We start from the raw sequence: 13,556 nt of genomic DNA on the forward strand, positions 1-13,556 counted from the left end.
CTATGGATTGCTCACATGGCCCAACGATGACCAGAAAGCGCTTAATTTTGCCGTGGCCGCTTCGTGCTTGAAGCATACGATCGTTGGCGATGCCAATTTGGTGACTGTTGATGAGGTGGAGAAACTGATGGGAGGCGATGCTTCCGGAAGGGTGGCGAGATAAGGGTCAATGGGTAAAAGGTACAAAGTACAAAGTACAAAGTTGAAAGGCTAAGGGTAATAAGGTTAAAGAAACGATATGGCAAGATATTCAAGGATAGAGGTGGCACAGAAAATGGCGGAAACGGGCATGGTGCCATTGTTCTATCATGCAGATGTGGAATTGGGAAAACAGGTGCTGAAGTCCTGTTACGATGGCGGTGCAAGGTTGATGGAATTCACGGCGAGAGGGGATTTTGCCCATGAGGTGTTCACCGAGCTCAACAAATATGCACTGAAGGAACTTCCGGGCATGATCATGGGGGTGGGGAGCATCACCGATGCCGCGGCCGCTTCGTTCTACATGCAATTGGGGGCGAACTTTATCGTGACACCTTCCCTCAGGGAGGACATCGCCATTGCCTGCAACCGTAGAAAGGTCCTGTACAGCCCGGGCTGTGGCAGTCTCACGGAGATCAACCGGGCCGAGGAACTGGGGGTGGAGGTCATCAAACTGTTCCCTGGTTCCACGTATGGCCCCGGGTTCGTGAAGGCGATCAAAGGACCACAACCTTGGACGAACATTATGCCCACGGGAGGGGTGGACACCAGCGAGGCCAACCTGAAGGCCTGGTTCTCCGCCGGGGTGACCTGTGTGGGCATGGGCTCCCAACTGATCTCCAAGGAAATCCTGGACAAAAAGGATTTCGAAGGACTCAGGAGTGAAGTCGTAGAGGTCCTATCAATAATCAAAGAATTGAAGCACTTGTGATAAAATTATGTGCAACTACTTTTCCTTCTTTTATTGATCAGAAAACACCTCTTCAAAAAACTTGATCATCCGCAGCCAAGAGCGATTGTTTGCCAGTTGATTGAACATCATCCCTTGATCGGGTGAATTGGCATTGGGATTGGTGAACGCATGACCGGTGTGTCCGAATACGTCCATTTCCCAAATGGCATTCCTTTCGGTAAGCTCATATCCCAAGGAAATAATGTCTTTTGGAAACGCAAGGGGGTCTTCCCAACCATGCAATACCAAGATTTTTGAAAGAATATCACCCTCCTGTTCCAATCCCGGTGGGTCAAAAATGCCATGAAAACAGACGGTTCCTTTAATGTCTACACCCGATCGGGCAAGATCCAAAGCGCATTTTCCTCCAAAGCAAAACCCGATAATGGCAGTTTTATCGGTATCGGCCAGTTCATGTTTTTTAATTTCCTCAAAAGCCAAAAGTAACCTATCCAAAAGTGCTTGGCGATCTTCTAGCAATTCGTTCATGAATTCTTCGGCCTGTTCAGCATTTTTGGCTCGTTTACCCTTCCCGTAAACATCCACGGCAAAAGCCAAATAGCCAAGTTTAGCAAGTCCTACGGCTTTGTCCGTTTCAAATTGGGATTGTCCCATCCAAGTGTGGGCGACCATTACAACGGGTCGTTTTCCTTCAAGGCTGGCATCATGGGCAATTGTGCCCTCAAAGGTATGGCCAGTACCTTGGTAGCTGAATTTGTTAGTTTTAATCATTATGAGTTAGTTGTTCCGTTAAAATCTAATTTAGATTTTTTTTGAATCGGTCACAACACCTCAGCCTTTAGGATATAAACATTTTTTAACGGCCAGTCCCCGTCACCAACGGTCACTTGGTTGATTTTGTCCACCACATCCATCCCTTCAATGACCCTTCCGAATGGGGTATAGGAACCATCCAAATGGTAGGATCCCGGTTTGGTGACCACAATGAAGAACTCATAAGGGGATGCCAATTTGTGCGGATTGTCCCTCTCACTACTTGGCATGGAAATAGTTCCTCTGTCATGACGATACCCTTTTTTGGCATCGGGAGGTAAAAGGTAACGACCTATTTTTTGGCGCTTTAAGGCTGTTCTCTTGTCATCGGAGTTGCCCCCTTGGATGATAAAATCCTTCACAACCCTGTGAAATTGGGTGCTATCAAAATATTTTTGACGGGCCAAATAGATGAAATTGGCCTTGTGATAGGGAACATTATCATACAGTTCAAGGGTAAAACTACCCATGTTCGTAGTGATTTTGACCTTGTTTTTCTTCAATGTTTTGTTGTAGTTAAAAAAGAAATCGATGGCATTTTCCTCCGTCAGTACAAAGGATGTATCCTTTTCTTGGGAGATGGTATCTTTTTCCACTGGAGGAATGGAGTCGATTTTTTCAATTTTTTCCTCAACTTTGTCTACGTTATTTTTAGGGTTTTCACCGCAGGAAATACAAAAGATCAATAGGATACCCACGGTGAGGATAGATGGTTTCAACAGCATGAATTTTAACGAATTTTATCAACGGGCTTTAAATTTAAAAAATCTCCCACTACCCGGTGAGGTTTCCCACCATAAAATGTCCCCGGCATTGCGGATCCAATGGCTGAAGGAAAACAAAATTGAAGATGCCAATCCTAAAAGGGCAGGGGTTATGGCGCTTTTTTATCCTGATCTGGAAGAACAAACCCGTTTGCTATTGATTTTACGAAAAGTATATGAAGGAGTACATTCCAACCAGATTGGTTTTCCCGGTGGTAAATTGGAGGTTCAGGACAAGGATTTGTTGCATACGGCCTTGAGGGAAACCCACGAGGAAGTCGGAGTGCTGCCATCAACAGTTCAAGTCATCAAGGAACTTAGTGAAGTGTACATTCCACCCAGTAATTTTTTGGTGCAACCTTTCATGGGCATTTATCCTAATCCAAGTCCTTTTGTGAAGGATGAAATCGAAGTGGAACAACTGGTGGAGGTGTATTTACGGGATTTTATGGATGATTCGAGTCTTATACAAGAAAATTTGAGCACTTCGTATGCGAAAAATATAAACGTACCAGCTTATAAATTAAATGGTTATACGGTTTGGGGTGCAACAGCCATGATGTTGAGTGAAATCAGGGAGCTTTTACAACAAGTCCTTTAACCGCGATTTTGTAAATTTGCCAACAATACCAAACCCCATGGGCCTTTTCAAGAGAAATCCTTTTGGACATATTTTGTTCCTGAAACGTTGGTTGATCCGCATTGCCGGCATGATGACGCATCAACGGTATAAGGGATTCAATACTTTGGAGATCGAGGGTTCCCAAATTATCCGAGACCTTCCTGAGAACAACGTACTTTTTGTGAGCAACCACCAAACCTATTTTGCCGATGTGGTAGCCATGTTTCATGTATTCAATGCCAGTTTAAGCGGTAGGGAGGATAATATCAAAAATTTGGGCTATCTCTGGTACCCGAAATTGAACATTTATTACGTTGCCGCCAAGGAGACCATGAAGAAAAGTCTGCTGACCAAAATTTTGGCGTATGCTGGCTCAATCAGTATTGAAAGGACTTGGAGAGCAGGTGGGCAAGAGGTGAATCGTCAGGTAAAGTTCAGTGATATCACCAATATTGGGAAGGCATTGGATGATGGGTGGGTAATCACATTCCCGCAGGGGACCACAACACCCTGGAAGCCTTTGAGAAAGGGAACCGCCCATATCATCAAAAAATACAAACCTGTTGTTGTGCCAGTCGTGATCGATGGTTTTAGAAGGTCATTCGATAAAAAAGGACTACGCGTTAAAAAGAAGGGAATTTTGCAATCCATGCAGATCAAACCGCCTTTGGAAATTGACTACGATAACGAATCCATTGATGCCATTTTGGAAAAATTGGAGTATGCCATTGAGCAACACCCATCCTTCCTAAAAGTGATTCCACAATCCGAATTATTGGCATATGAGGAAGAAAACCAAAAGAGAAGGTACAGCTACAAGGGCAACTAGATTTCCAATTTTTTTAGTTCGTTGTAATTTCTTCGGAGTCTTTTGAGCAAGATCCCGTACAACAATTTGTAGAATAGCCAGATCAGGAAGAGGATAACGGCCGTGAACACGATTGATATCCCAATGACCATGATCCAAAAAACGGTGGAATTACCATCGCGGGAAGCGGCTTCCACAATTTGCTTGCCTTCTGGTCCATAAAGCAAAACGCCGTACATGTTTGTGATCAGATACGTGGTAAAGATGATCAGGTTGAACCAAACGTATTGGGTCACGGTCCGCTTTACATTGAGTATGGTTTGCATCAATTTTTTGGAAGAATCGGTAAAAGAGATTTTTTTATAGTTGTTGTAAAATTTAAAGATGAAATATAGGATGATGGCATAATTGACCACATTGAGCACCATGATAACCTTATGGATGTGCAGGTCTTTGAGTTCCTGAATGGAATCAGGATCGTTGAAAATAAGATTGATACTGGCCCAAAAAACGAATTCGAGTATACTGATGTAAAAAATCCATTTCACAATGGAGGAGGATTTTTTCCATATCATCTTATAAATCTGGTCATACGACAATTTGGGAAGGTCGGCTTCCCTTTTTTGCCAGTCTTTTTTCAAGAGCTCCAGTTCATCCATCATAACTACGGATTTAGTATGGTTCTTAATTTGTTTTTCACCCTGTTCATCTTCACCCTAGCATTTACTTCGGTAATACCCAAAGTTTCGGCAATTTCTGTATAGTCTTTGTCTTCCAAATACAGGAAAATCAATGCTTTTTCAATGTCCCCCAGTTGTTTTATCGCGTCATACATCAACTTTAACCTTTTTTCCTCCGTATCGTCATACTCCTTCGCTGTGATCTTATTGATGACCGAATCGTAATCCTGGGTCTGCACCCTTTTTTTGGATTTGCGGTATAACGTAATGGCGGTGTTCAAGGCAACGCGGTACATCCAGGTGCTGAACTTGGCATCTCCCCGAAACTTTGGGTATGCTTTCCACAGTTGTATAGTGATTTCCTGGAACAGGTCGTTGTGCGAATCCTTGTCGTTTGTGTACAGGCTGCACACCTTGTGAACAATATTCTGATTGTTCTCAAGTTCCGTCACAAAAAGATGTTCCAGTTCTTTGTTCACTAATGGTTGGTGAGTTTACTCTATCAGTAGGGATAAAGCAGTTTTTGTTACAGCAACCCCTAAAAAATTATTTACGGTAGTCCAAGGCAGGTGGTCTGTTGCCCAGCATAGGAACATATTTAAAATCCTTGCCCCTGCGCTCTTCCAATTCTGCTTTGGCGGCTTTTACAGTATCAGGATTCTGGAATATGTCAATAGCGGTCAACGCAATGGTTTTGGCGGCTACCATCATACCTTTGGTTCCGATGGACATTCCCCCTGCGGCAACGGCTTGCCAGCTATGGGCAGGAGTTCCGGGGACCCAGGTGGCGGCTCCTAATCCGGCTGTTGGAACGGTAAAGCTTACATCACCCACATCGGTGGAGCCATAGGCTTGCGCGCTTTCTTTGTAGGGTTGAATATTTTCGGCGGTGGCCAGGTCCAAAGTCTCTTTGCCCAAGGATTGGGAGGTTTTCTCGCCAAAAGCTTTTTCTTCGTCGGTATAGGTTACCCCGCCTACTTTGGTCAAATTGTCGTACATGATTTTTTGAACGGTAAGGTTCGGAAGCAATTCATGTGTTCCTCCGATCATTTCATAATCCATGGTGGTTCCTGTTCCCAAAGCGGCTCCTTCGGCAGCTTTTACGATACGATCAAAAATATCGGTAACGACTTCCCTGCTAAAATGACGGGCATAATAGTACACTTCGGCAAAATCAGGAACTACGTTAGGGGCTTTTCCGCCGTTGGTGATCACGTAATGGATTCTGGTATCTTGGGGAATGTGCTCACGCATCATATTCACCATCATGTCCATTGCTTCTACACCATCCAATGCAGAGCGACCTTTGTCAGGAGCCCCAGCAGCATGTGCGGATACACCATGGAACCTAAATTTGGCAGATTTGTTGGCCAAAGCAGCACCGGCACTGGCGGCATTCGCTGCACCAGGGTGCCAGTGTAGGGCAATGTCCACATCATTGAAGACCCCTTCGCGCACCATATATACTTTTCCAGAACCTCCTTCTTCGGCAGGACAACCATAAAAACGGATGGTTCCTTGAATTTTGTTCGACTTCAACCAATCTTTAACAGAAATGGCAGCAGCAGTAGATGCCGTTCCGAATAAATGGTGACCACAGGCATGTCCGGCAGCTTTACCGGCCGAAACTTTTTCTGGAACCGCTTGTTGGGAAAGTCCAGGTAGCGCATCAAACTCGCCCAAAATAGCGATTACAGGATAACCGGAGCCATACTCGGCCACAAATGCGGTTGGAATACCTGCAATACCTTTTTTTACGGTAAAACCGGCATCGGTCAGTGTTTTTTGCAAGAGTCCGGAACTTTGTTCCTCCAAATACCCCATTTCGGCAAAATCCCAGATATTATGGGCTATTTCGCCATATTTTTTGGTCTTGGCATCAAGATCTTTCAATACATCATCCTTGCTTTCTTGGGCCAATAGGGTAGAAGTGCCCAAGAGCAACAGGGCACTTAAAGGGAGAATTTTTTTCATTGTATGGAGTTTTTTTGAGTTAGGCTTTAAAGATACTAAAAAACCTATCCCGAATGTGTTTGAAGCGTGTGGGAATCCGTAATTTTGCAGGCATGTCTAGCATGAACATTCCACAATCCAGTAATCCGAGGTTCGTCATCATAGGTGGTGGCTTTGGAGGTATAGCCTTGGCTAAAAAATTAAGGGATAAAGAAGCCCAAGTGGTCCTTTTGGACAAGCATAATTACCATAATTTCCAACCGTTGCTCTATCAGGTTTCCACCGGTGGACTGGAGCCGGATTCCATAGCCTATCCCATCCGGAAGGTATTGCAGGGATATCCCAATTTCTACTTTCGATTGGCGAATGTGGTTGAAATTGATACAGTCAAAAAGAAGGTTTTTACCAACATTGGTGAGATCAATTATGATTACTTGATCGTGGCTACCGGTTCTCAGACCAATTTTTTTGGGAATAAGGGAATTGAATCCATGGGTATGGCCATGAAGACCATTCCACAGTCCTTGAATTTACGCAGCTTGATCTTGGAGAATTTTGAACAGGCTTTGTTGACTGATGACCTTCATGCCCGTGATGCCTTGATGAACTTTGTGATCGTAGGGGGCGGGCCAACCGGAGTGGAGTTGGCAGGAGCCTTGGCCGAAATCAAAAAAGGAATTTTACCGAAGGATTACCCTGATTTGGATACCAGACGGGCACAGATCAATCTCATTCAGGCAGGAGACCGATTGTTACCGGCCATGAGCGAAGTGGCATCCCGAAAAGCCGAACGGTTCTTGGAAGGGTTGGGCGTAAATGTGTGGAAGAATATTCGTGTTTCCGATTATGATGGTCTCCATGTAACTACGGATACCGATGTTTCCTTTGATGCGGCAACCTTGGTCTGGGCCGCTGGAGTATCCGCTGTGAGCATCAAGGGATTGGATGCGAAGGAATTTATGTGTAGGGGCAATCGTTTGAAGGTGAACCAATTTCATCAAGTGGAAGGGTTCAAGGAAATTTTCGCCATTGGCGATGTGGCCCAAATGGAATCCGAGGATTTTCCGAACGGGCACCCCATGATGGCACAACCAGCTATTCAACAGGGAAGAAGCCTTGGAGATAATTTGGTGAGGTTGTTGGATGAAAAGCCCATGAAACCTTTTGTGTATCGGGATAAGGGCAGTATGGCCACCGTTGGCCGCAATAAAGCCGTGGTGGACCTTCCCAAGTTTAAGTTCCAAGGTGTTTTTGCTTGGTTCGTTTGGATGTTCGTGCACCTCTATTTTTTGATCGGTTTTCGAAATCGCGTCGTGGTTTTCATCAACTGGGTATACAATTATGTCCGATTTGACAGGGAGGCCCGTTTGATCATCAGACCTTTCAAAAAGCAAAACCAGGTGGAACGCAACAAATTGATGCAGGACTAGAACTGCCATATATCTTCATGGATTTCAGCGTTAAAGTTTGGTGAAACTTCTTGGAAGGTAATATGTTATCATCTAATTTGTGGTAAATCAAAAGCCATGTCCAACCTCCGAATCTTTGTAGTTACGGTCTGTTGTTTTTCGATTTTGGTTAAAGCCCAAAGCCAATCGAAGCCTACATTGCCAATTTCACTTGAAAGTCCTGTGTACCTTGTAGGATTTGATTACCCCTCGTTCGACAAAATATCGAATTATGCTTGGTTTAGGTTTCATTATAGGGTTTTGGAGGGAACTGAAATAAGTTTGGGCGGGGAACATTACCGAAATTATTTTGCTGATCGGTTTACTGTTTCGGCCCAATTGAAACAAAATTTGAATAAAGAACTTTACTTATTTGGTGGTCATCAGCGGGAATGGGATTTGTTGAACAAGGGTAGGGGCTATCCAAATCCGATTCCATTACAAGAGGCTTATTTTGGAATGGGATATGATGCTGCCCCAGGCCTGATGATAGAGGGTAGGGTTGTTCGTCCGCTTGGTCAGGGAGATTTCAGTAAGATTGGTTTTGATGGGTTCAAAACACGGGTGGAGATGGGTACACGAATCAAGTTTTGATTTATTTCCGTGGATGGAACTCGTTCAAGACCTTGGATAGATGGACCCGGTTCACATGCATATAGACTTCTGTTGTAGTGATGCTCTCGTGACCCAACATTTGTTGAATGGCTCGTAAGTCGGCCCCGTTTTCCAATAAATGAGTGGCAAAGGAATGTCGGAAGGTATGGGGACTAATGCTTTTTTTCAACCCGATCTGTTCGGCCAATTGTTTGATGATGGTAAAGATCATGGCCCGGGTGAGCTGTTTACCCCTTCGGTTAAGAAAAACATAATCCTGATGCTCCTTATGGATGGGTAAATGTACCCTCACTTGGCCCCGGTATAGGTTGATGTATTTTTTATTGAGGCCACTGATCGGCACAAAACGCTGTTTGTTTCCCTTTCCGGTCACCTTGATGAAATCCTCGTCAAAATAAAGGTCTGATAACTTTAGATTGATCAATTCCGAAACCCTAAGCCCGCAACCATAAAGAGTTTCCAAAATGGCACGGTTGCGTTCCCCTTCAGGTTTGGAAAGGTCGATGGATTGGATCAAATCATTGATTTCATCCACGGAAAGGGTATCTGGTAATTTCCGTCCGATTTTTGGTGTCTCTATGAGCTCCATCGGATTGTCCTCCCGATAATCTTCAAAAATGAGGTAGTTGAAAAAACCCTTTAATCCCGAAATGATCCTAGCCTGTGTTCGTGGATTTACCGTTTTGGCAAGGTCATAAATAAATTGTTGAACTGTGACCTTGCTTATTTTCAGGGGCTTTTCATCCATTTCCATTTCTTCCAAATAACCTACCAACTTTTGAAGATCAAGAGTATAATTGGTGATGGAATTTTTGGAAAGTCCACGCTCTATCTTCAGATAGCTTTGGTAATCCTGAATTGCCTGTTGCCAGTTCATAGGTCAAAGATAATGACAATATGCTTCCATCCCAGAGGTGGTCATTTCAATTCCATCAACCCAAAAAGGCATTTGGTCAAATGGGTTCCAAAGTGATTTTTCTAATCCATACTTTTCGGCAAAATAATTTCATTACATCGATTTTAATAGGATTTTTAAGTCAAGTGGGCACTATAATTATTGGGAATGCGTTTAGCTCCTAATAATAATCAACCATGAGAAAAAATACATTATTACTAGTAATTATGGCTTTGGTAGGTTTAACTGCCACGGCCCAAAGTGTAGACAGGAGCAATTTTAAGGCAGGTATTTTGGCAGGGATGCCCATAGGTGATGCTTCTGATTATTCAACTTTTGCATTGGGGTTGGATGTGGCGCATCACTGGGGTGTTTCCGAATTGATCGATGCAGGTATCGCCACGGGTTTTATCCATGCTTTTGGAGAATCCAATTCGTTAGGGGATGGGGCCATAACATATAAGTTTGAGGATATTCAATTTATCCCGGTGGCCGCAGCACTTAGAATATACCCTACTTACGAATTTAAGTTTGGTGCCGATGTGGGTTATGCCTTGGCATTGAATGAAAATATGGATGGCGGGTTTTATATCAGACCATCTATTGGATATAATATTACAGGAAATACGGAATTGAATGTTTCCTACATGAGCATAAGCAACGACTGGGAATTTTCCATGGTGGCCGTTGGTTTGCTTTTCCTGTTTTAGAAGACTTGAAAGTATACTGTGCTTAACCCTAAATCAGTACAGTAAAACCATGAATAGTAACCTATAATAAAACGAAAATGAAAAAATTACTTTTTGTTATGGCTTTTGCCATGCTATGTTCATTGGCTGCTAAGGCCCAAACCAATTATAAGGCTGCTCTTGGCCTTGGGATTGATTTGTATGATGAAGCCACTTTTTATGGGGCTACCGGAAAATACTTTTTCTCGGACCACCATGTAGGTCAGGCCGATCTGGGCTTTGAAGACAATGCCACCATCGTAACTTTTCTGTATTCCTACCACAAAGAGTTCGTGGGGGCAAGGGGATTGCGTTGGTACGCGGGTGCAGGACCAAGTATTATCTTCATCAAGGATTTTGATAATATTTTTGCCCTACGTCCCCATGCAGGAATCGATTTTAAGGTTGATGGAGTGCCCTTGGTGCTCAACTTTGACTGGAGACCAGCTATTGCATTGAGTGATGTGGGTGAAAATGAAGTAGCCGCTTTTGGTTTTGGACTTCAATTTGCCATTAACTGATTTGAACTAACAACAATATTAAATGGCGGGACATCCCCGCCATTTTCTTTTTATTGTATTTTTGGTTGCATGAAGATTATGATCATTAACGGGCCCAATCTCAATCTTTTGGGCAAAAGAGAACCGGAAGTTTACGGTAGTACAACATTCGAAGACTATTTGGGTCAATTGAAAGCAAAATTCCCTCAGGTGGAATTATCCTATTTTCAATCCAATATTGAAGGGGAAATTATAGGTAAGATCCAAGAAGTAGGTTTTGATTTTGATGGAATCGTACTGAACGCTGCTTCCTATACCCACACTTCCGTTGGGATTGGGGATGCGGTAAAAGCCGTGACCACTCCTGTTGTGGAGGTCCATATTTCCAATACCCACAAAAGGGAAGAATTCCGCCATGTTTCCTTTATCTCTTCAGGGGCAAAAGGGGTTATTTTGGGATTTGGCCTACAGAGCTATGATCTGGCCATCCAGAGTTTTTTAAGCTAGCACCTTCAAGTATTTTTTATCGGCGTAAAAAGTGCCGAAAGGCAACAGGGAGGCCAAGAATAGGATGATGAACCTTTTAAGGTTCCATTTGCGTTCCCAGCAAAAAACTACGGCCACTACCACATAGAGAATGAACAATATTCCATGGGCATATCCAACATATTTATTTGGCTCTGGAATATCTGCCCAATGTTTCAGGGGCATGGTCATTCCGAACAATGCCAAATAGGAAATTCCCTCTAAAATAGCAGTGACCCTAAAAAGCTTTAGCATAGTTGAGATTATAGGTGGATCACTTCACCATAAGCATCGGCCACAGCTTCCATGACCGCTTCGCTCATGGTAGGGTGTGGGTGGACAGCTTTTAGGATCTCATGGCCAGTAGTTTCCAGTTTTCTGGCAACTACAGCTTCGGCAATCATGTCAGTAACACCGGCACCTATCATGTGGCAACCCAACCATTCACCGTATTTGGCATCAAAAATCACTTTTACAAAACCATCAGGGTTTCCGGCTGCTTTGGCCTTTCCGCTTGCGGAGAATGGGAATTTACCAACTTTGATGTCGTATCCTTTTTCCTTGGCCTGTTTTTCAGTCAAACCAACAGAAGCGATTTCTGGGGTGCAATAAGTACAACCTGGGATATTTCCGTAATCCAAGGCCTCTACATGCATCCCAGCTATTTTTTCCACACAAAGGATACCTTCGGCGGAGGCAACGTGTGCCAATGCCTGACCAGGGGTGACATCCCCGATGGCATAATATCCTGGAATATTGGTTTGGTAGTAATCGTTCACTAGGATTTTATCACGGTCCACAGCGATGCCAACTTCTTCCAAACCGATGTTTTCAATATTGGTTTTGATACCTACGGCAGAAAGGACGATATCCGCCTCAAGCACTTCTTCCCCTTTTGAGGTTTTAATGGTGGCTTTCACGCCTTCACCAGAAGTATCCACTTTGGTCACCTCTGCGGAAGTCATGATTTTTACACCTGCTTTTTTAAAGCTTCTTTCCAATTGTTTGGATACATCCTCATCTTCAACAGGAACAATGTTCGGAAGGTATTCCACAACGGTCACTTCGGTACCCATGGAGTTATAGAAGTAGGCAAATTCGATGCCGATGGCACCACTACCTACAACAATCATTTTCTTAGGTTGAGAAGGCAAACTCATGGCTTCACGGTACCCGATGACTTTTTTGCCATCTTGTGGAAGGCTTGGCAACTGGCGGCTGCGTGCTCCGGTTGCTATGATGATATGGTCAGCACTGTATTCGGTGGTTCCGCTTTCGGATTTTACCTCCACCTTTTTACCGGGTTTTAGTTTTCCAAAACCGTTGATGACCTCAATTTTGTTTTTCTTCATCAAAAATTGAACACCCTTGCTCATGCCATCGGCAACGCCACGGCTCCTGCCCACTACGGCCCCGAAATCATAATCAACTTCTTTGGCACTCAATCCATAGCTTTCGGCATGCTTCAAATATTCAAAAACCTGAGCGGATTTTAAAAGGGCTTTCGTTGGGATACAACCCCAATTGAGGCAGATACCTCCCAAATTTTCCTTTTCAATAATAGCTGTTTTGAAACCTAATTGTGAGGCCCTGATAGCGGCAACATATCCACCGGGACCACTTCCCAAAACAATAACATCGAACTTGCTCATTAGATCTTGATTTTAGTTGTTAGATTCGAAGCCTGCCTAAGAGCGGGCAGGTGCAAAAGTACGGAATTCAAACTCCAAATCCCAAGTTGAAAAAAACCAAAAATGAGAATGTTTGTGAAATCAGCTTTGCTGGGAACCGAACATCTTTTGATTGAAGGCCTCGGAGCCCCCTTTTGGAATGGAAAGCGACTGCCAATCGGAACCCTTGATCATTTTTCCGAGCAATACGATTTGGCCAACATGACTGGAGTAGTGGGCCACTTGTCTGTTGATGGCTTCCACAATGGTGTGCTCCTGACCACGTATCGTAATTTTATTGGCAAAGTTGGAAGAGTCAATACTGTCCAAAGCACTGAACAAGCATTCCCAGCCTTGCTCCCAAGCCGATAGCATTTCTTTTTTTGTTGAATAGGGATTTTCAAATTCCATTTCACGATTACGCCATGATTTTTCGCCATCCTCGGTCAAAAAATGGGTCCATCTGCTCAGCATATTGCCCACCATATGTTTTACGATCAGGGCAATGGAATTGTCACTTTCGCTATAGGCCCAGTGGATATCATTTTCGGAAAGTTGGGCAAATGTATTGTCTCCCAAGGTTTTGTAACGATGGAATTCAAATTTGACGTTTGCCGGATAGTTTTCCTGAAAATCCATAACC

General features: G+C 43.8%; 17 protein-coding genes and 1 pseudogene. 9 read left to right on the plus strand and 9 right to left on the minus strand.

The window, feature by feature from the left end; all coding sequences use genetic code 11:
• A pseudogene (locus LKX84_RS13000) lies at positions 1-163 on the plus strand (sugar kinase); the annotation flags it as partial.
• A gap of 75 nt (positions 164-238) precedes the next feature.
• On the plus strand, positions 239-910 hold the full coding sequence (locus LKX84_RS13005; RefSeq protein ID WP_228237602.1) for a bifunctional 4-hydroxy-2-oxoglutarate aldolase/2-dehydro-3-deoxy-phosphogluconate aldolase: 672 nt from the start codon (positions 239-241) through the stop codon (positions 908-910).
• Between the two features lie 30 nt (positions 911-940).
• Here the strand turns inward: LKX84_RS13005 and LKX84_RS13010 are convergent, their stop codons facing one another.
• On the minus strand, positions 941-1,663 hold the full coding sequence (locus LKX84_RS13010; protein WP_228237603.1) for a dienelactone hydrolase family protein: 723 nt from the start codon (positions 1,661-1,663) through the stop codon (positions 941-943).
• A gap of 50 nt (positions 1,664-1,713) precedes the next feature.
• Positions 1,714-2,430, minus strand: a complete 717-nt coding sequence (locus LKX84_RS13015; RefSeq protein WP_228237604.1) for a peptidylprolyl isomerase — start codon at positions 2,428-2,430, stop codon at positions 1,714-1,716.
• On the opposite strand from LKX84_RS13015, the gene LKX84_RS13020 reads away from it, so the two are divergent.
• Positions 2,429-3,070 (plus strand): NUDIX hydrolase, encoded by a 642-nt coding sequence (locus tag LKX84_RS13020; protein ID WP_228237605.1) that lies wholly within the window; start codon positions 2,429-2,431, stop codon positions 3,068-3,070. The genes LKX84_RS13015 and LKX84_RS13020 overlap by 2 nt on opposite strands.
• Before the next feature lie 37 nt (positions 3,071-3,107).
• Positions 3,108-3,920 carry a lysophospholipid acyltransferase family protein gene (locus tag LKX84_RS13025; protein ID WP_228237606.1) on the plus strand — a complete coding sequence of 271 codons (813 nt, stop codon included), beginning with the start codon at positions 3,108-3,110 and terminating at the stop codon, positions 3,918-3,920.
• Here LKX84_RS13025 and LKX84_RS13030 read toward each other — a convergent pair.
• From LKX84_RS13030 to LKX84_RS13040, 3 genes are all read right to left on the minus strand, one after another.
• Positions 3,917-4,561 (minus strand): hypothetical protein, encoded by a 645-nt coding sequence (locus tag LKX84_RS13030; RefSeq protein ID WP_228237607.1) that lies wholly within the window; start codon positions 4,559-4,561, stop codon positions 3,917-3,919. The genes LKX84_RS13025 and LKX84_RS13030 overlap by 4 nt on opposite strands.
• A 2-nt stretch (positions 4,562-4,563) precedes the next feature.
• Positions 4,564-5,058: an RNA polymerase sigma factor gene (locus LKX84_RS13035; protein ID WP_228237608.1), complete on the minus strand. Its 495-nt coding sequence runs from the start codon at positions 5,056-5,058 to the stop codon at positions 4,564-4,566.
• 67 nt (positions 5,059-5,125) lie between these two features.
• Positions 5,126-6,553, minus strand: coding sequence for an amidohydrolase (locus tag LKX84_RS13040; protein WP_228237609.1), 1,428 nt, complete (start codon positions 6,551-6,553; stop codon positions 5,126-5,128).
• 101 nt (positions 6,554-6,654) lie between these two features.
• Here LKX84_RS13040 and LKX84_RS13045 point away from each other — a divergent pair, with 101 nt between their 5' ends.
• Both LKX84_RS13045 and LKX84_RS13050 read left to right on the plus strand, forming a co-directional pair.
• A complete protein-coding gene (locus LKX84_RS13045; protein ID WP_228237860.1) occupies positions 6,655-7,962 on the plus strand; it encodes an NAD(P)/FAD-dependent oxidoreductase in 1,308 nt (435 codons plus the stop codon).
• A gap of 177 nt (positions 7,963-8,139) precedes the next feature.
• Positions 8,140-8,574 (plus strand): hypothetical protein, encoded by a 435-nt coding sequence (locus LKX84_RS13050; protein WP_228237610.1) that lies wholly within the window; start codon positions 8,140-8,142, stop codon positions 8,572-8,574.
• Position 8,575: 1 nt separating this feature from the next.
• Here LKX84_RS13050 and xerD read toward each other — a convergent pair whose 3' ends face one another.
• On the minus strand, positions 8,576-9,472 hold the full coding sequence (xerD, locus tag LKX84_RS13055; protein ID WP_228237611.1) for a site-specific tyrosine recombinase XerD: 897 nt from the start codon (positions 9,470-9,472) through the stop codon (positions 8,576-8,578).
• Between the two features lie 215 nt (positions 9,473-9,687).
• On the opposite strand from xerD, the gene LKX84_RS13060 reads away from it, so the two are divergent.
• The 3 genes from LKX84_RS13060 to aroQ all read left to right on the plus strand — a co-directional run bounded on the left by LKX84_RS13060 (position 9,688) and on the right by aroQ (position 11,225).
• Positions 9,688-10,200, plus strand: coding sequence for a hypothetical protein (locus LKX84_RS13060; RefSeq protein WP_228237612.1), 513 nt, complete (start codon positions 9,688-9,690; stop codon positions 10,198-10,200).
• A 77-nt stretch (positions 10,201-10,277) separates the two neighbouring features.
• Positions 10,278-10,739 (plus strand): hypothetical protein, encoded by a 462-nt coding sequence (locus LKX84_RS13065; protein ID WP_228237613.1) that lies wholly within the window; start codon positions 10,278-10,280, stop codon positions 10,737-10,739.
• 69 nt (positions 10,740-10,808) lie between these two features.
• Positions 10,809-11,225, plus strand: a complete 417-nt coding sequence (aroQ, locus tag LKX84_RS13070; RefSeq protein WP_228237614.1) for a type II 3-dehydroquinate dehydratase — start codon at positions 10,809-10,811, stop codon at positions 11,223-11,225.
• Here the strand turns inward: aroQ and LKX84_RS13075 are convergent.
• From LKX84_RS13075 to LKX84_RS13085, 3 genes are all read right to left on the minus strand, one after another.
• Positions 11,217-11,498, minus strand: coding sequence for a DUF3817 domain-containing protein (locus LKX84_RS13075; RefSeq protein ID WP_228237615.1), 282 nt, complete (start codon positions 11,496-11,498; stop codon positions 11,217-11,219). The two genes, aroQ and LKX84_RS13075, sit on opposite strands and share 9 nt — an antisense overlap.
• Before the next feature lie 8 nt (positions 11,499-11,506).
• Positions 11,507-12,895, minus strand: coding sequence for a dihydrolipoyl dehydrogenase (gene lpdA, locus LKX84_RS13080; RefSeq protein WP_228237616.1), 1,389 nt, complete (start codon positions 12,893-12,895; stop codon positions 11,507-11,509).
• A gap of 120 nt (positions 12,896-13,015) precedes the next feature.
• Positions 13,016-13,552: a DUF1572 family protein gene (locus LKX84_RS13085; protein WP_228237617.1), complete on the minus strand. Its 537-nt coding sequence runs from the start codon at positions 13,550-13,552 to the stop codon at positions 13,016-13,018.
• Positions 13,553-13,556 lie beyond the last annotated feature (4 nt).

The organism is Allomuricauda sp. M10, assembly GCF_020782875.1.
GTDB lineage: Bacteria > Bacteroidota > Bacteroidia > Flavobacteriales > Flavobacteriaceae > Flagellimonas.

Coding starts and splice junctions, on each gene's coding strand:
- LKX84_RS13005 (WP_228237602.1), top strand. CDS start 239: ATGGCAAGATATTCAAGGATAGAGGTGGCACAGAAAATGGCGGAAACG.
- LKX84_RS13010 (WP_228237603.1), bottom strand. CDS start 1,663: ATGATTAAAACTAACAAATTCAGCTACCAAGGTACTGGCCATACCTTT.
- LKX84_RS13020 (WP_228237605.1), top strand. CDS start 2,429: ATGAATTTTAACGAATTTTATCAACGGGCTTTAAATTTAAAAAATCTC.
- LKX84_RS13015 (WP_228237604.1), bottom strand. CDS start 2,430: ATGCTGTTGAAACCATCTATCCTCACCGTGGGTATCCTATTGATCTTT.
- LKX84_RS13025 (WP_228237606.1), top strand. CDS start 3,108: ATGGGCCTTTTCAAGAGAAATCCTTTTGGACATATTTTGTTCCTGAAA.
- LKX84_RS13030 (WP_228237607.1), bottom strand. CDS start 4,561: ATGATGGATGAACTGGAGCTCTTGAAAAAAGACTGGCAAAAAAGGGAA.
- LKX84_RS13040 (WP_228237609.1), bottom strand. CDS start 6,553: ATGAAAAAAATTCTCCCTTTAAGTGCCCTGTTGCTCTTGGGCACTTCT.
- LKX84_RS13045 (WP_228237860.1), top strand. CDS start 6,655: ATGAACATTCCACAATCCAGTAATCCGAGGTTCGTCATCATAGGTGGT.
- xerD (WP_228237611.1), bottom strand. CDS start 9,472: ATGAACTGGCAACAGGCAATTCAGGATTACCAAAGCTATCTGAAGATA.
- LKX84_RS13060 (WP_228237612.1), top strand. CDS start 9,688: ATGAGAAAAAATACATTATTACTAGTAATTATGGCTTTGGTAGGTTTA.
- LKX84_RS13065 (WP_228237613.1), top strand. CDS start 10,278: ATGAAAAAATTACTTTTTGTTATGGCTTTTGCCATGCTATGTTCATTG.
- aroQ (WP_228237614.1), top strand. CDS start 10,809: ATGAAGATTATGATCATTAACGGGCCCAATCTCAATCTTTTGGGCAAA.
- LKX84_RS13075 (WP_228237615.1), bottom strand. CDS start 11,498: ATGCTAAAGCTTTTTAGGGTCACTGCTATTTTAGAGGGAATTTCCTAT.
- lpdA (WP_228237616.1), bottom strand. CDS start 12,895: ATGAGCAAGTTCGATGTTATTGTTTTGGGAAGTGGTCCCGGTGGATAT.
- LKX84_RS13085 (WP_228237617.1), bottom strand. CDS start 13,552: ATGGATTTTCAGGAAAACTATCCGGCAAACGTCAAATTTGAATTCCAT.